At 48.7% G+C, this 17,489-nt stretch carries 14 protein-coding genes and 1 riboswitch; of the genes, 3 read left to right on the top strand and 11 right to left on the bottom strand.

Annotated elements, in window-relative coordinates:
* Nucleotides 1–21 precede the first annotated feature (21 nt).
* Nucleotides 22–120: riboswitch (purine riboswitch) on the bottom strand.
* A gap of 1,941 nt (nt 121–2,061) precedes the next feature.
* The 5 genes from MHH49_RS15120 to MHH49_RS15100 all read right to left on the bottom strand — a co-directional run bounded on the left by MHH49_RS15120 (nt 2,062) and on the right by MHH49_RS15100 (nt 4,111).
* Complete coding sequence (locus MHH49_RS15120; protein WP_339279450.1) at nt 2,062–2,592, bottom strand: GNAT family N-acetyltransferase; 531 nt, start codon at nt 2,590–2,592, stop codon at nt 2,062–2,064.
* A 142-nt stretch (nt 2,593–2,734) separates the two neighbouring features.
* Nucleotides 2,735–3,151, bottom strand: coding sequence for a hypothetical protein (locus MHH49_RS15115; protein ID WP_036679722.1), 417 nt, complete (start codon nt 3,149–3,151; stop codon nt 2,735–2,737).
* Nucleotides 3,152–3,155: 4 nt separating this feature from the next.
* Nucleotides 3,156–3,458 carry a hypothetical protein gene (locus MHH49_RS15110; protein WP_051491084.1) on the bottom strand — a complete coding sequence of 101 codons (303 nt, stop codon included), beginning with the start codon at nt 3,456–3,458 and terminating at the stop codon, nt 3,156–3,158.
* Complete coding sequence (locus MHH49_RS15105; RefSeq protein ID WP_036679724.1) at nt 3,455–3,799, bottom strand: hypothetical protein; 345 nt, start codon at nt 3,797–3,799, stop codon at nt 3,455–3,457. The genes MHH49_RS15110 and MHH49_RS15105 overlap by 4 nt, the downstream gene beginning before the upstream one ends.
* Nucleotides 3,800–3,823: 24 nt before the next feature.
* Nucleotides 3,824–4,111, bottom strand: coding sequence for a hypothetical protein (locus tag MHH49_RS15100; protein ID WP_036679726.1), 288 nt, complete (start codon nt 4,109–4,111; stop codon nt 3,824–3,826).
* A gap of 195 nt (nt 4,112–4,306) precedes the next feature.
* Here MHH49_RS15100 and MHH49_RS15095 point away from each other — a divergent pair, with 195 nt between their 5' ends.
* Nucleotides 4,307–4,822, top strand: a complete 516-nt coding sequence (locus MHH49_RS15095) for a GNAT family N-acetyltransferase (protein WP_256715424.1) — start codon at nt 4,307–4,309, stop codon at nt 4,820–4,822.
* Between the two features lie 65 nt (nt 4,823–4,887).
* Here the strand turns inward: MHH49_RS15095 and MHH49_RS15090 are convergent, their stop codons facing one another.
* The 5 genes from MHH49_RS15090 to MHH49_RS15070 form a co-directional block, all read right to left on the bottom strand.
* A complete protein-coding gene (locus MHH49_RS15090) occupies nt 4,888–5,619 on the bottom strand; it encodes a sugar phosphate nucleotidyltransferase (RefSeq protein ID WP_038573158.1) in 732 nt (243 codons plus the stop codon).
* A gap of 47 nt (nt 5,620–5,666) precedes the next feature.
* Nucleotides 5,667–6,404 carry a glycosyltransferase family 2 protein gene (locus MHH49_RS15085; protein WP_076100938.1) on the bottom strand — a complete coding sequence of 246 codons (738 nt, stop codon included), beginning with the start codon at nt 6,402–6,404 and terminating at the stop codon, nt 5,667–5,669.
* Nucleotides 6,401–7,321, bottom strand: a complete 921-nt coding sequence (locus MHH49_RS15080; protein WP_143758686.1) for a glycosyltransferase family 2 protein — start codon at nt 7,319–7,321, stop codon at nt 6,401–6,403. Before MHH49_RS15080 ends, MHH49_RS15085 begins: the two co-directional genes overlap by 4 nt.
* On the bottom strand, nt 7,318–8,160 hold the full coding sequence (locus tag MHH49_RS15075) for a glycosyltransferase family 2 protein (protein ID WP_305953534.1): 843 nt from the start codon (nt 8,158–8,160) through the stop codon (nt 7,318–7,320). The genes MHH49_RS15080 and MHH49_RS15075 overlap by 4 nt, the downstream gene beginning before the upstream one ends.
* Nucleotides 8,161–8,787: 627 nt before the next feature.
* Nucleotides 8,788–13,476 (bottom strand): WIAG-tail domain, encoded by a 4,689-nt coding sequence (locus MHH49_RS15070; RefSeq protein ID WP_076274294.1) that lies wholly within the window; start codon nt 13,474–13,476, stop codon nt 8,788–8,790.
* Nucleotides 13,477–13,693: 217 nt separating this feature from the next.
* On the opposite strand from MHH49_RS15070, the gene MHH49_RS15065 reads away from it, so the two are divergent.
* Nucleotides 13,694–14,788 (top strand): YheC/YheD family endospore coat-associated protein, encoded by a 1,095-nt coding sequence (locus tag MHH49_RS15065; RefSeq protein ID WP_036679737.1) that lies wholly within the window; start codon nt 13,694–13,696, stop codon nt 14,786–14,788.
* 86 nt (nt 14,789–14,874) lie between these two features.
* On the top strand, nt 14,875–15,666 hold the full coding sequence (gene asd / locus MHH49_RS15060) for an archaetidylserine decarboxylase (RefSeq protein ID WP_036679739.1): 792 nt from the start codon (nt 14,875–14,877) through the stop codon (nt 15,664–15,666).
* Nucleotides 15,667–16,739: 1,073 nt separating this feature from the next.
* Here the strand turns inward: asd and gpmA are convergent.
* Nucleotides 16,740–17,483 carry a 2,3-diphosphoglycerate-dependent phosphoglycerate mutase gene (gpmA, locus tag MHH49_RS15055; protein ID WP_036679780.1) on the bottom strand — a complete coding sequence of 248 codons (744 nt, stop codon included), beginning with the start codon at nt 17,481–17,483 and terminating at the stop codon, nt 16,740–16,742.
* Between the last annotated feature and the right edge of the window lie 6 nt (nt 17,484–17,489).

The following is a 17,489-nucleotide window of genomic DNA, read 5'->3' as shown; positions in this document are numbered from 1 at the left end:
AACACAAAAAGGCCACAAAAATATGCCTGAGCATATTTTCGTAGCCAGAAATTTACGGTTCCCGGTAGAGACCCTTAAACCAATTATTAAGGATATACGAAAAAAAGACTATTCATTTGTAATTTGAATAGTCCAATAATAATCTAAAGACAGGTTACATGTCAATATACATGACACACAATATCGATTATGTATTTTAAATAGTGATTTATAAAAGGAATTCAGCGTTTTGCGTTATGAAAAATAACATTAATTCGTTTTATGATCACGAATTCTTACGTTAAAATATTTTCGATTATGCTACGCTGTGCATCGTGTCAGACTTACTGTCAGGAAAACATGGAAAATAAGCTATCCGAGAGCTATTTCATGGCTTAAGAGACAGTCGTTTCGGACGATTAGGTCGGCCATTTCGAATGATTAGATCAGCCATTTCGGACAATCTCTGCTTACTCTAACGCCTTGTGGTAAACCGCTGTGCGCATATAGCGCGGTATGGCAGACTGGTCAGAGCCCGCTAGTGCACGCCTAGCTCTATTCATCTAACTGACCTATGCCGGGCCCTACTGCTACTCAACTGCTTCTGCACTCCTACATTCTCCTTGCGCCCACTCCACTGCAACGTCTAATGCTTCTGCTACTACTACTGCCCCTACACTACTCCTACTTCTGCACCGCTACTTTCTCCTTACGCCTACTCCACTGCTACTTCTACTGATACTGCTTCTGCTTCTGCTTCTGCTCCTACACTACTCTTATTTCTGCACTTCTACGTTCCCCTTGCGCCTATTCCACTGCTACTTCTACTGCTTCTGCTACTACTGTCCCTACACTACTTCTACTTCTGCACTTCTATGTTCCCCTTGCGACTATTACACTGCTACGTCTTCTGCTTCTGCTTCTGCTTCTACACTACTCCTACTTCTGTACTTCTACTTTCTCCTTGCGCCTATCCACTGCTACATCTACTTCTACTACTACACTACTCCTTCTTCTTCACCGATAATTTCCCCATGCGCCTACTCCACTGCTACATCTACTTCTGCTTCTACTGCTCTCGCTACGTCCACACCACTGGTGAGTCATAATCCTCCATACTTTCGGACCCAGATGGCACTATTTGCACATTTTTCGCCTTTTGAGCAAGATTTCGGACTCCAGTGACGCTATTCCCTCGAAACAGGTCCATATGCGGTGTGTTTTGTACCAATAGCTGCGGTGGAGTCCGATAGCATCCCAAATGTGGGGAAATGCCACGTTTAAGGTCATCTGGGTCCGTTACTGTCGAGTCATACTCAGCCACTGATGCTTAAGGACCCAGATGACGCTATTTGCACATTTTTCGCCTTTTGAGCATGGTTTCGGACTCCAGTGACGTTATTCCCTCGAAACAGGTCCATATGCGGTGTGTTTTGTACCAATAGCTGCGCTGGAGTCCTATAGCCTCCCAAATGTGGGGAAATGCCACGTTTAAGTTCATCTGGGTCCGTTACTGTCGAGTCATACTCTGCCACTGATGCTTTCGGACCCAGATGACGCTATTTGCACATTTTTCGCCTTTTGAACATGCTTTCGGACCCAGATGATGCTATTTGCACATTTTCCGCCTTCTGAGCAAGATTTCGGACTCCAGTGGCGCTATTCCCTCGTTACAGGCCCATATGCAGTGTGTTTTATACCAATAGCTGCTCTGGAGTCCGATAGCATTCCAAATGTGGGGAAATTCCGCATTTAAGGTCTGCTGGGTCCGTTACTGTCGAGTCACAATCAGTCACTGATGCTTTCGGACCCAGATGACGCTATTTGCACATTTATCGCCTTTTGAGCAAGATTTCGGACTCCAGTGGCGCTATTTGAACATTTTCGCTTATTGATCAGGGTTTCGGACTCCAATGACGCTATTTGCACACTTATCGCCTTTTGAGCAGGGTTTCCGTAAGCGCAAATTGCTACCTAATCAAACAAAGTTTTTGTTTAGAAAACGGTGTTATTTCCACAAAAAGAGGATATCTCAGTAGCCATTAGATGGCTCATGAGATATCCTCTGGTTCTCTCGCTATGTTAAGCTTCCGAATTCCCGTGTTTTTCTAGAACCTTCTCGAACACCGGAAAATTAGCGGTACGCCCTGGAAAAGTTACCTCACCCCTGAGGTCATAACCCAGCTTGGGATATAGGGCGAGTGCCCCAGTGTTCTTAGCATATGTGTCCAGACGGATACTTGAATAACTATTCTGGCGAGCATATTCTTCTGCAAAAGTGCTAAGACGGCGTGCAATTCCCTTTCCTTGAACTTCAGGATGCACAGCCAATCTATGCATAATTAAATGAGGCCCTTGCGTTTCTGTCCAGTCAATCTTCCCATACTGCTCGGATTGGTGCTCGTCCAACACTAGAATGCCGGCCACCGCATTGTTCTCCTCACATACCCATAGATTTCCACGTTCAATATCAAGGGAGATGATCTCCCGGTTCGGATAATGCTCGTCCCACTGATCGCTGCCACCTGCTTGCATCACCTGTACGCATTTGGCAATCAGCTCCATAATTTCATCAATCTCATCTTTGCGTGCTCTGCGAATCTCAGTATCCATGAATCATCCCTGCCTTCATCTTAACCTCATATTATTTTCACTTTCATTATGAAGTTTATCACATCGGCAGCGCAGCAAACCAGTCCGCACGAAAACCCCAAGACCCGCTCACGGGCGGAGCGGATCTTGTCATCTGTGTCCCCTAGCTGAATTCCAGCTTATGCCCGTCCTCGAAGCCCTTGGCGAAACCGGCGTCGAACCCCACGTTGTATGCTTCGGTGTAGCCCTGTTGAAAGGCGTCTGCCGGGGGCGTTTCCGGCGAAACGCCCAGCTCCGGGGGGAGCGGAATTACCTGTGGAGCAGGCGGAGCCTCGCTCACGGGTACCACAAGCACCGGTGGCTGTGAAACCCTTACTTTACGAACAAGCTTACGACGAAGTCTTCTTTTCTTGCGTAGCAATAGGCCTTTTTTCGACTTCCCATAACGAGCAGTTTTCCGGGCAAGAACTCTGCGGGTTTTACGGGCTAGCCCTTTACGAACTTTTGCTTTCCGCGAGAGCAGCAATGTGCGTCTACGAGTTCTGCCTGAACGTAGTGTTCTACGGCTTTTCTTCTTCATGCTTCTACTCCTCCTGTGCTCCATGTTCTCTGGAGGTTCCTACGGCGTATGCCTTACTCAGCCATGGCGCAGCAGGAATTCCCCGTTTAGGACGATGTAGTGAAATCCCGGACATCATCCGGCACATCGCACTCTGATACCCACTTAAAATCCTGATATTGTCGCTCAATTTGCGGGCCGTCAACTCAGATTGCTCCGTCAATTCGGCGATGCTCTCCAAGATGGCCGCCAAAGCAGCCTGACTGCGCGAAATGGAGCGAATCATCTCCAGCTTGACGGCATGTTCAGAGAGACGGTCCCCGCTCATTTGCTGTCTTCTCCAAAACTAAAGCCATCACCTGACATGTCTCCAAAACCTTCCCCGCCACCATCGTCTTCACCACTGCCCAGCACTGCTTTTAAATTGCTGTAGAGTCCGTTCTCCAGTTTGGTCAGCCCTTCGACCATCTCCACGATGACCTCGTGTATAGAGAGGGACTCCTTCAGTTGCTCACTGTGGGAATCAAAGGCTCTAGCGTGGATATGATGCTGTGCCCACTGCTTTACCTTTTCAGCTTCAACCGCCTTAGCTTCCAGAATCAACGCAACGTTCCACTGGATGGCGGCGGTGGACTCCAGCATTTGCAGATAAGCCTTTTCTCTGCTCATCTTCCGCCTCCCGCTCCTATAGCGTTACTCTTCTTCTTGACCGTTCAATTCCTTAATCACTCTGCCTACCCCATCAGCCATCGCTTCTTCCAGATCTGCAAGTGCATTCAAGTAAGCAATAATATTCTTGTTTACCTGAGTTGAGCTTTCGATCATCCCGCTGATCCCATCAAAATCAGGCTCCGCATCTGGCAGATCGTGGACAATTTGCGACATACGGACAGCCACATGGCGCTCAGCGTCTAGAATCCGCGCCATCTGTTCATGCGTATGGGCCATGTGCTGCAGGACTTTAGTTATTTTACTCTGCACCTTCATGTCTCCTTTGCTCAAACGCCCTGCTACAGCATATGCGGCAGGAGCCGTTACGGTGCCGGGGATCCTCGACAAGTTAAGGCTCTATAAGTGACTGGATGACATAAAGATTACGTTATTGCTAAGTACATTTAAAAGGATTAAAATGTGAAATGCGCAATCCTGAGTTTACCAATGATTGGTGGGGAATATATGAAGCTTGAAAGCCAGCGGATCGATCTAATACCTTTAACTGCCCCAGAGCTCTCACTAGCAATAGATAACTATTCGGAGCTACAGCAACAATTAGGCTTAGCTGCCATCAGTGCGGCGCTTGATGATGAAATGCAATATGCTATGCAGATCAGGCTAAAAAAGGTGCAGCAGGACCCCGACCATTACCTATGGTTAACGAACTGGGCCATCGTCCATCGGGAAGATCATTGTATTATAGGATTCATTATCCTTAAAGGTTACCCGAATGAGAAAGGCGAGGTTATTATAGGATATGGGATTGATGAGAAATATAGAAGAAAAGGGTATGCAACAGAGGCACTACGCACAATTACTGCATGGATTTTCTCCCATCCCCAAGCTGTCTATGTAATCGCTGACACTGAAAAAGATAATACAGCCTCCCACAAAGTATTGGAGCGTCTAGGCTCTGAGAGATACAAAGAAACTGAGGATTTAATCTGGTGGAGGATTTCCAACCCCCGAGCCCTCTGAGTAACGCGTGATTTCAAAGCCCTTGCGGCTATCTATAGCAAGATTACATCAAAAAAAGCACTGCCTTATGGCAGTGCATCCTTTAACTTTTCCCCCGCCTCGTGCAAAGACTGGAACGTCCCCGCATCACTCCACCAATCCTTAAGCACATCATAACTAAGTCTGCGATCAGCGGCGTATATATTATTTACATCAGTAATCTCCAGCTCCCCCCTTTTGGAAGGTGATACCCGCCGGATGATATCAAATACAGCTTCATCGTACATATAAATACCAGTTACACAATAATTGGTCTTCGGATGCTCCGGCTTTTCTTCGATATAAGCAATCCATGCCGCATCTTGACTATCAAACACAGGTACACCGTATCTGCGCGCGTCCTCCACCGGCTTCAGCAATACCTTTGCTGTGCCCGCTGGCTGACGGAGATAACTCTCCACATAAGGCTTCAGATCATCCATAAAAAGATTATCCCCGAGCAATACAACAAATCGTTCCCCCGGGAAAATGAACCCTTCTGCTAAATCAAGCGCCTCGGCAATGCCTCCGGCAGCTTCCTGAATTTTATAGGTCAGAGATACACCAAATGCAGCACCGCTACCTAAAAAATCCGTGTACAGGCCAGCAGACTGCTTGCTTATGACCAGAAGAATGTCGGTAATTCCTGCCCGGCGAAGCCGGTCTATGCCGTAACAGACCATAGGATATTTGCCGACCGGAAGCAAATGTTTGTTCATAAGCCGGGTCAGCGGTTGAAGTCTAGATCCTGTTCCGCCCGCCAGTATGACTCCTTTCACTTACTTTCCTCCTCTTTATCTACGTCCTTTGCCTTCGGATCTGCACTTCATATGAAATTTATAGGGTCTACATTCCATTTATCTATAAAAATCTTGCGATTTCGTTCCACCAGTTCTTGCAGTCCGGTATTGTAAACTTGCTTGAAACTTGCACTTCCTTCATGGTGCACCAAGCAATCCCCGGCGATAAGCAACCGATATCCCTTTATCCTGGTACGGTAACAATAATCATCATCTTCGTAATGTCCAGGTGAGAATCTCTCATCCAGTAGACCTACGGAAGTAAGCAGCTCTCTTTTGAATAAAAAACATAATCCTACCAGCCGTCTCGTCTCCAACCATTTCTGGGGATTTGGAAGGTTCGCCCTCTCAGCAGCCTGATGAAAATCTATCAGACCTTCATAATCAGTCTTCACCTGTTGACGTCCACTAGCATAGTTTGTGACTGGCCCAACAATACCAACATCAGGAGCACTATATAGAGCTCTCTTCAGATTAGTTAACCATCCTTGAGATAACACTACATCGTTATTCAGCAGCAGTAATTCATCACCTGAAGCTAGCTGTAGCCCCATATTGCATGCAGCTGGAAAGCCGCGATTGTCAGGCAATGAAATAAACGTTATATGATTCGCACGGCAATAAGTGTCTGTTCCGTCCGTTGAAGCATTGTCCACTACGATAATCTCATAAGGCGGCGGAGTGTAGGCAAGAATAGATTCCACACAGGCCCGCAGCAAGGGCAGCGCATTGTAGGTTGGAATAATAATACTCGTCAGCGTCATATGCGATTCCTCCAAGCGGCTACCTGTCTGCGGTACTCGCGCTGAGTCTCACTACTTAGCAGACCGCCAGCTTTTCGCCGGGAAAGAACCTCATGTAGAGCCTCAGCATGATCTCCTATGATCAGTTTTTCCACAGCATTTCCAACCCCTGTATTTGCCTTGCGCAGCCGATTATGTTTAATAACATTTACCGTCCCAGCCTTCTCCACCCGTAACTTTTCTAATACAGAACGAGCTTGGGCTTTAGGTGGAACCATTAATTCACGGTAGCCTATGGTCTCAAGCGCATGCCGCGAAAGCGCATGAGGAACAGCTGTCATAGAGCTAACTCCGAGATCGTACCTATCCAGAGCATAATTCAGAAACAGTTTGCTGCGGGTGACATCATCACATAATCCAAAAGAGGGCATCAATGAGTCTAAATCATTAAGAGCTACATCAATCCCACGATCTACAGCCGCCGTGAATGAACCGAGCTGAGAGGCCGGAATGACCATATCTCCATCCAGAAAAAGCAATATATCCCCGCGACTCAGCTTCGCACCGATAGCCCGACCCACATCATGTCCGACAGACTCTGGGCAGTGTACTACAATGGCTTGACGATGTTGTCTAGAAATAGGAAAAGAGTTATCACTGCAGCCATTAAGTACGACGATAATTTCTGCAGGTTCAAGCCGTGCAACCTGATGCAGCAGACGTGACAAGGTCTGCTCCTCATTACGCGCGGAGATAATGACTGACAAAGTCCCGCGTAACTTCGGTAACTTCAGAGTCTCCTTGCCTGCCTTCGATTGCCGAGACAGAAGCGGGCGAGTAGCAGCGTTGCCTTTTACAGAGCGATTGACTGACCTGTGACGGATTGGGCGTTTCTTTGCCGTTCGAGCTGCTGTGCCTCGTAAAGTTGCAACCATCATCTCACCATCTCTCTGCGCCGGGCTCCGTCGCCAAAGCCCGCTCTGATCCCCCGATGTTCCAGCAACAGGGATACTGCCTCCATATGATCCGCTGTAATCAACTGCTGCAATGGATCTTTGCCGTCTTCCTTGCGTCTTACCGCATTCAATTTCCCTACAGGCACTTTGTGAGCGGCTACCACATGCAGTCCACTAAGAATTGCCTGGGCATGCGCCAGTGGAGGACGTGATAATGAATCGCTCCCTAAAATATCAAGTGCTCTGCGGCTGATTGCGTGTGGAACTGCCGTCATCGAACATCCCTTCAGATCTGGACGGCCAAGCAGAATATTCAGTGCATGTTTAGACAGCACCACCGGATGGGGGGATAGCTTCCGGACCGGACCGGAATAATCATTAAGCGCTATGTCCACTCCACCACTAACAGCAGTGACGTAAGGACGCAGCCCCGAAGCAGGTATCACCAAATCTCCATCTGTAAACAATAGGATTTCTCCCTTGGCAGCCTCAGCTCCCACACTACGGCCAGCGTCGTGTCCAAGCGGCAACTCATAGGAAATAACACGCGCACCCAGCGATTGTGCAATCCCTGCCGTTTGATCAGTGGATCCATTCACGACCACAATTACCTCGCAGCGCGGATGGACCCCTCTGGCTCCAGATATCACTCCCGCAATGGTCTGAGCTTCATTCATGGCTGGAATAATAACCGAAACATAGGGATTAGGATGGTTAACTATAGGGACTACAGCGACTTGCCGCACTGGGCGTGAAGTCCGCCGCTTCATCCGAGAGACCCGCCGTCCTGTGCGGCGGGCAGAAGTTCGTTTGGGCTTCATGCTCATCCACCTTCCTTACAGAGCCAATTCTTCAGGCTGAGGGTTACATCACAGTTTATGTACTACAACGTACAGGGTAACGGCAATTGTCTCCTGTCGTTCTGAAAACAGGACAAATGTACTCCCCACCAAACTTCAGCTTAGATACATTGCGCATAGCCAGCTGCCGCGGACACAATCTGCGACGGTAACGAACGCAGTACCACAGCAGGTTGATTAGGTTAGGGCGGTATCGGACAAAACCGAATCTGCAGCGGATGTTTAGACATTAGCGCTATCGGACACAGTTGCTCCTATTCGCCGCATTATCACACTTTTAGATTATTAACGGACTCCGTAGCAGCTATTGGCATGAAAAGAACTCAATAATGCTCTATTTCTATACAATTGCTTCACTAGAGTCCTAAACCAGCCTTAAAAAACGACAAACCTGCAAATAACGCCATCTGGGTCCGTAAGTAGCAGCGGATGTTTAGACTACCAGGCTATCGGACAGAGCCGCAGCCACAGCGAATGATTAGAACCCGGCGATGCTGACATGTACCGTTCCCCCCCAAAAAAACAGAGCAGCGATCTCCAATAAGGAGATTCGCTACTCTGCTATTTTTAAGAGGAACTGCTTAAGGTTCAATCAAATACGCGATCATCTGCTGCCGGCTTAGCTAAGGGAGCGCCTATAGCAATCCAAGAGATAACCCCATAGAAATGCGGAGTCTCGCGCAACCGCACTACTTGAATCACTGCTTCTCCATTGGCTCTGCTCTTTAAGGAAGCGTAGAAGTAAGGCTGATTGGTCATGGCAACAAGCACATAACCCGTATGCCCAAAGCTCTCATCAAACGATACGGTCACCTCTACACTCTCTGCATCCCCATTGAACATAAATGCTGTCATTCCAAACTGCTGTAGTGCTTCTCGCTTCCCAGCTGTTTGAATCGGACTGAAGGACAGATGATCTGTATTTACAGAGTTCGGTGCCAGATGAGTCCCGTTTACTGCACCTGGGGAAATATGATATTCCTGAACACTCTCTTCTTCCAGATGGCGGGCTTGAATCGCAAACGAAGAGATTTTGGATGCTACTACCGCTTCATCCTGAAGCTCTGTTGTCCCTACTGCACCTTCTGTCAGATGAGCGGACTCGATACTGCCTTCCTTCAGCTTAGCTCCGTTGATACTGCCATCCGGGAGCAGTGCTGAGCTGCGTGTTTCATCCGCAAGATGCTCTAATTTGATGATGCCAGGCTGCAAATGCCGATCTGCCACGCTCTTGTCAGCAAGATGCTCTCCGTAAACACTCCATGGTTGTAAATGTGAAGAACTCACGGAGCCTTCGGCGAGTTTTTCTTCAGTAATACTGCCATCCGGCAACAAATCCGCACTGCGTACCTCTTCTGCCAAATGCTTCAGGGTGATGCTGTCCGATCGAATATGGCGGCCATCCACCGCATCCCCGGCCAAATGACCTCCAGAGACGCTGCCTTGGGCTAAATGGAAAGACTGAATCGTCGCGACTTCAATCTTCTCGCCTGTAATACTGCCTTCCGGCAACAAATCAGCGCTGCGCACTTCTTCTGCCAAATGATTCAGAGTAATGCTTCCAGCACGGATATGGCGGCTATCTACCGCATTCCCCCCTAAGTGTCCCCCATAAACACTGCCAGGAGCCAAGTGGTAGGCAGTAATAGATCCACCCTCCAACTTTTTACCGGTAATGCTGCCATCCGGCAGTAACTCGGAGCTGCGTACCTCATCCGCTAGATGTGCTAGCTTGATCTCACCTTTTCCAATATGGAGACCTTCTACTGCAGACGGACTCAGATGAGTTCTATCCACACTGCCAGGCACTAGATGAATTGCTTCTACGGAGGCTTCCGCCAGCTTCTCCCCAGTAATGCTTCCGTCCGGCAGCAGCTCGGAGCTGCGTACCTCATCCGCCAAATGCGCTAGCTTGATCTCACCTTTTCCAATATGGCGTCCTTCTATTGCAGACGGACTCAGATGAGTTCCCTCCACGCTTTCAGGTACAAGGTGATTTGAATTTATGGATGCTTCCGCCAGTTTCTCCCCAGTAATGCTACCGTCTGGCAGCAAATTGGAGCTGCGTGTTTCTTCGGCCAAATGAGCCAGCGTGATCTCACCGTATCGGATATGACGTCCTTCTATTGTGTCCGGACTCAAATGACTGCCATCTACGCTTCCAGGCACCAGATGATTAGAATTTACGGATTCTTCCGCCAACTTCTCCCGAGTGATGCTACCGTCTGGCAGCAAGTCAGCGCTACGTGTTTCTTCGGCCAGATGAGCTAACGTAATCTCACCTTTTCCAATATGGCGCCCTTCGACAGAACCTGAACTTAGATGAACGCCTTCCACACTTCCAGGTACTAGATGATTTGAATTTACGGAAGCATGTGCCAGCTTTACTCCAGAAATACTACCGTCTGGCAGCAATTTAGAGCTGCGTGTTTCTTTTGCCAAATGAGCCAGCGTGATCTCACCGTATCGGATATGACGGCCTTCTACTGTGTCTGGGCCTAAATGGCTGCCATCCACACTGCCAGGCACTAGGTGAATAGAACTTACGGATTCCTCCGCCAGCTTCTCTCTAGTAATACTACCGTCTGGCAGCAGATCAGCACTTCGGGTTTCATCGGCGAGATGAGCCAGAGTAATCTCACCATTTCCAATATGACGTCCTTCGACGGAACCTGAACTCAGATGTCCGCCTTCCACACTTCCAAACACTAAATGAATAGAATCCACGGATGCTCCCGCCAGCTTCTTCCCGGTAATACTGCCTTCAGGCAGCAAGTCGGAGGTATATGCATCTGCAGCCAGATGAGCAAGCGTGACCTCACCCGGTAGGATATGTCGACCTTCTACAGAACCCGAATTCAAATGGCTTCCGTTCACACTTCCAGGCAGGAGATGGTTGGAATCTACCGATCCTTCTGCCAGCTTCTCCCCAGTTATGCAGCCGTCTGGCAGCAACTCAGAGCTACGTACCTCTTCCGCCAGATGAGCCAGCGTGATCTCACCCGGTAGGATATGACGACCTTCAATGGTATCGATACACAGATGGCTGCCGTCTACACTACCAGGTGAAAGATGCTGAGAATCCACGGCACCTTTTACCAGCTTAGAGCTATTAATACTGCCCTCTTGGATTTGAACCGCAGAAATAGAATTCGGAAGGATATGACCATTCCCTATAGACAACGGCCGGATATGCGCCCCACTGACACTGCCGGGATTCAAATGTCTACTTTGAACGGCACTTTCGCTTATGGTTTTCGAACTTACAGCATTTACCGACAAATGCTCAGCATGAACTGCTGACGCCGCCAGTTTACTGGATTCTATGCTGCCGTCTGCAAGCTTAGCCGAAGTGACTGCTAAATCACTGATTTTATCCGTTGAGACACTTTCCGGTGAAAGCTTCAACGAGGTCACTGCATGATCGGCCAGATGGTGAGGCTGCACGGCTCCTGCTGCCAGGTGAATTTCTCTCACCGCAGCGGAAGCCAGCTTATCTCCTGAAACTGAGCCCGATTGAATCGCAGCGGAAGTCACACTATTTTCACCAAGATGTCTTCGTTCCACGGCTCCCGTGGCCAAATGATCCTTATTTACCACAGCATCCTGCAATACACGGCCGCTCACACTGGCATCCGCCAGATGCTTTTCCTCCACTGTACAAAAAGCGATATGTTCACCACTGACTACTTCACGCGCAATCGTGCTCCCAATCACTGCACCTGCTGCCAGCTTAGCTGCATTTACACTTCCATCTGCCAACTTGGCAGAAGTAACGCTCTGTGCACGAAGATGCTCCCCGCCCACAGATTCTGAAGCCAGCTGTTCTCCAGTCACAGCACCGGAAGATAAATGTTGAGTCTGAATAGCTTCTTCCTTAAGCTGCTCCGAGCCGACCGCTTCCGCCGCTATATGCGAATGATTCACTGCTTCGCGTTCCAGATGAATAGAAGTTATGGCTTGCATAGCAATTTGCGGTCCGCGAATGGCGGATTTAGCAATATGTCTTGTGGTCACTGCTTCGTCTGCCAGCTTATGTGGGAGAATGCTTTGGTCAGCAATTTTGGACGAGGTTACCGCTTGCTCCACTAACTGTGCAGTTCCTACTGCACCCTCAGCCAGCTTTAAAAAAGAGATGCTGCGGTCAGCCAAATGCCGACTCGATATTTCGCCATCACCGATATGATTACCATTCACACTTTCTGGGCTTAAATGGACGCTTCTCACGACATCTGCACCAAGTTGCTTAGAGCCTATAGCTCCATCAGCTAAATGCCCGCCTTCGATAATACCCGACTGCAGCTGTTCCTTACCGATCAATTTGCTGGCAAGCTGATCAGAACCAATCGCTCCCGGGGCCAGATGTCTGGCGGTTATCAAAGCGTCGCTAAGATGGCGGCCTTCAATAACAGCATCCGCTAGCTTTGAACTGCTGATTTCACCATCAGCAATTTTATCGCCAGATACCGCTGCATCGGCCAGCTTGGAACGGTCAACACTGCCGTTAGCTAGGTGGCGACTTGTGATGCTGCTGCTTCCTATTTTGTCACTAGTAACGGCTCCATCTTCCAGTAAATCCGCAGTAATAATCAAATCGCTTAAATGGCGGCTCTCAATGGCTTTATCTGCAATTTGACCGCCGCCTATAATCCGATCAGCCAGCTTCTCTGGACTAATACTGCCATTTTTCAGCTTCTCTCCACTAATCGAATGATCCAGCAGCTTACCGCCACTAACGCTTCCTTCTGCTAAATGCTCGCCCACAATCGATTCTGGTGCGATTTTTGCAGAAGTGACTGCCTTGTCCGCGATATTGATACTCTGTACAGCGTAATCTTGCAGCCAAGGTGTACCAATAATGCCGAACTTTAGCTTAGAACCGTCAATGGTACGTGGAGCGATTTTGGCTCCGGTCACCGCTGCATCCGAAAGATCATCTGTATAAACGGGCTGAAAACGTTCTTTCTCTGGAGGAGCGAACCATACGGTTTCAGGAAGATTATCCGCCTGTTTCTGAAGCTGCGCTTCCTCTATAAGCTCCGGCTCCAATTGTAGAACTGGAGCAGAAGTTGGCTCCTCTAGAACGACTTCAGCTATTGCTCCCCCACTTACCTGAACTTCCGCGATCTCTGCTTCACTGACTCCGTCACTGTTATTCCCCGAGCTTCTAGAGCTGCTTTTGGTATCCAGCATACTCAGTTCCTCTTTATTGGGATTATCTACAAAATAGAGTCGTTTCTGTGGACTGCGCGGCTGCTTTTTTTTGGAACCCCTCACAAGCAGTCTCCTCCTTCCATCTAATGTTTCTCCTAGGCATCATATGCAGCGGTATGGGCTTATGACACCCTTTTGCGATGAGGCCTTCATAAGATTATGTATAAAAAAAGGCATCTGCCTTCGCGCATTCGTCCACCCTGACACGCGGGTACAAACATACTATGACAAGAGTAGAAAAAGCAGGGATCATGTAACCGATGAAACAGGAGGAACAAACATGGGGCATAAGCTCGTTGGAATATTACTAAATGCCGATATGCACCGGGGCGTTCCCCGGCTAAAAACAGGACAGGAGTCTCTATCCAACTATGAAGAGGCCGCGGCGGCATACGGTTTAGTCCCTTGCTTCCTGAAGCTCGCGGACATCGATACGGACACAGGCTTTAGTGCCGCCTATATAAAGGGAGCCAACGGATATAAAAGCGTAGTTGTTCCTACGCCTGCTGTTATCCATAACCGGGCAATATACAGCAAAAACAGCCCTGGGATGCAGCGTCTGCTGAAGCACTATCCCCTGATTTTCAATACATGTAATCGATACGGCAAAGATGAGATCCATCAGCTGCTTGAAAAAAATACGGAGCTTCGCGAATATTTACCCGTAACAACGAGAGTCTCAGGCCTAAAAGAAATGATGAATCTTTATCCCGATCTCATTCTTAAACCTTGCCGTGGAAGTATAGGGAATGGGGTCATGCGGCTGGTCCGCAAGGGATCTCAGCGTTGGACCTTGAGCTACCTCTCCCCTTCGATGCAGCGCTGGAGAAATATTCCCGTAAATCAGGCGGCGTTGCCACAAGCGCTCCGCGCACGCCTAACCTCCGTGCCTTATCTTGTTCAAGAACGTATTCCCCTTGCTGAGATTGGAGGACGTCCCTTTGATCTACGCGTCACCGTTCAGCGCGGCTGGGGAGGAGATTGGCAGGTCACTGGGCTCTTCGCCAAACTGGCTGCCCCAGGGGGCTTTGTCTCCAATATAGCCCGCGGAGGAGAAGCGTTAAGCTCCTCCCTAGCGCTCGAAAAAGCCTTTTCAAGATCCACAGCGGCCCACATCCGTATGTCTGTCGAAATACTTAGCCTTGCAATCGCACGGTGTCTGGAGCAAGACCTTCCCGGACTGGCCGATATCGGACTGGATATAGGCATTACTAAGGACGGACGACTCTTCTTCATAGAATGTAACGGTCGCGACCAACGCTACGGATTTCATAAAGCCGGCCTTACGGAAATTTGGAAAGACAGCTATCGCAGACCTATGGGATACGCGCGTTTTTTAATAGAAACGAACAGTACGGTATATAACAGTTATTGATTTGTCTCCTATTCTATGTCAATATAATGCAGAGCAGAGACGACCCGTATACAACCGTACTGCTGCATTATGGAAGGGAGATGGGCATGGTAAAACAATTGCTACGGCTGATGACCGAGCTATCCTCACACCGGTGGCTTTCACGGTTAATGGGATCTTTTTCTCATAGTAGAATCAGCCGTTTTCTTATCCCGGCATTTATTAAGACTTATCAAATCCCCTCCGCTCAAGCGGAGAAAAATCCTGGAGAATATCTCACTCTTAATGAGTTTTTCAGCCGCCGGCTGAAGCCGGGCATGCGGCCTATTGCAACCGATGCTGACGCTTTGGTTAGTCCCGTAGACGCAACGATTACTGCTATGGGTGACATTACCGCCGGTACGATTATGAATGTAAAAGGGCAGGATTATAAGATCGAGGATCTCCTTAATCACTCCCCGCATCTGGAGCTGTACAAGAAGGGTTTTTTCTTCGTTCTTTATTTGAGTCCTACCGATTATCACCGGATTCACTCTCCCCTTACCGGACAAAAGGTGGAGAGCGATTATATTCGCGGACGGGCCTATCCTGTCAACGATTTCGGAATGCGACATATGAAGGGTGTCCTGAACCGCAACGAACGTCTCATTACGTATATTGCCGGGAGTTACGGGGAAACCGCGGTAGTAAAGGTAGGCGCAATGAACGTCAGCAGCATCCGTTATACGGATGCTACGGCTGCAGAGTGGCAAATAGGCGATGATCTGGCTTATTTTGAGTTTGGCTCCACCGTAGTGCTGCTCACGGAAAGCGGTACCTTTACCCCGAGACCCAAGCTTGAGGTCAACTCGAAGGTAAAGATGGGCGAACTACTGGGAACGTTGCATCGACCTTTGTAGGGAGAGTTGGGCGAATGTCAAAAATTAGAGGGTGCCTCAAAAGCCATGAAATGGCTGCTGGGGTGCCCTCTAATTTTGGGGACTTAGTGTGGAGCACAGTTGCGGACACGAACCCTCTAGCTATCGTATACCTATCGTCTAACCATCGTGTACCTATCGTTAGCTATCGTATACCTATCGTTAGCTATCGGACCCAGCTGACCTTATACGCGGATTTTTCACACATTTGCGATTCTATCGGACTCCACCGCAGCTATTGGCACCAAAAACGCCTTATTAGAGTCGATTCTTAGGCAATAGCGGCGCTGGAGTCCGAAACTCCGCTCAAATGGTGATAAATGGGCAAATAGCGGCTGCTGAGTCCGTAAGCATTTGCAGAGCGTTGGTCGAGGTTGGTCGAGCGTTAGTTGAGGATGGTCGAGATAGTGGAGGGCTGGTCGAGCGTTAGTGGAAGGTGAACGCTCGGCGCTATCGGACCCAGCTGACCTTATACGCGGATTTTTGACACATTTGCGATTCTATCGGACTCCACCGCAGCTATTGGCACCAAAAACGCCTTATTAGAGTCGATTCTTAGGCAATAGCGGCGCTGGAGTCCGAAACTCCGCTCAAATGGCGATAAATGGGCAAATAGCGGCTGCTGAGTCCGTAAGCATTTGCTAGAGCGTTGGTCGAGGTTGGTCGAGCGTTAGTTGAGGATGGTCGAGATAGTGGAGGGATGGTCGAGATAGTGGAGGGATGGTCAAGAGTTAGTTGAGGATTTGAGGGCTAGTGGAGCGTTGGTCGAGGATCTACGGAGAGTTGGTCGACGGTTAACATTCAACGCTTTCGCACCCAGCTGACCTTATACGCGCCATTTTCGCACATTTGATTGGTCACAAACACACTAATAGCAAAAAGGACAGCCCCGTGGCTGTCCTTTTATCTTTTCATGTAAACCACCTAATACGCCTGTTACGCTTATTAACCTGCTACGCCCTAATGTGATTATTACGCCGCCTGTTTTGCTTATTCAACCTGCCACACCGTTATCTTAATACACCTGCTACGCCTATACGCTTATTACACGCCAATTACACATGTCCCTGCTTAGCAACATCAAGCGCCTTGGCCGCTACCTGTTCCGGATCTCCTAGATAAAAGCGACTGATAGGATTCATGTCCTCATCCAGTTTGTACACGAGCGGTACTCCGGTAGGAATATTGAGCTCCAGCAATGCCGCTTCATCAATATCCTCCATAAATTTAATCAATGCACGCAGCGTATTGCCGTGGGCTGAGATAAGCACCCGTTCTTTTTTACGCAAAAGAGGGACGATCCGGTTTCCCCAGAAATCGCCTACACGATGTACAGTGTCCTCCAGGCTCTCTCCACGCGGGATATCTTCCGGACGAACACCGCTATAGCGAATATCGTTTCTGGCATACCTAGGATCATCAAGCTCCAGCAACGGGGGTCTCACCGATAAACTCCGCCGCCAGATATGCAGCTGCTCATCTCCATATTTTAGCGCTGTCTCGCTTTTACTTAATCCCTGCAATGCCCCGTAATGGCGTTCATTCAATTTCCAAGACTTTTGCACGGGTATCCACAGCAAATCCATCTCTTCCAGTACATAGTTAAGAGTTTTAATCGAGCGTTTGAGTACCGAAGCAAAAGCCAGATCAAATGTATACCCAGCGTCCTTCAACAGCTTGCCAGCAGTCTTTGCCTCTTGGATACCCTTCTCAGTTAAATCCGGGTCACTCCAGCCTGTGAACAAATTCTGTACATTATACTGGCTCTCACCATGACGTATTAGTACGATTTCGTACATTTTCTC

Origin of the sequence: Paenibacillus sp. FSL F4-0122 (assembly GCF_038002845.1) — a bacterium.
Taxonomy (GTDB): domain Bacteria; phylum Bacillota; class Bacilli; order Paenibacillales; family Paenibacillaceae; genus Paenibacillus_AQ; species Paenibacillus_AQ odorifer.
Note: the sequence above shows the minus strand (reverse complement) of the source record. Positions and strands in the feature narration are given on the sequence as shown.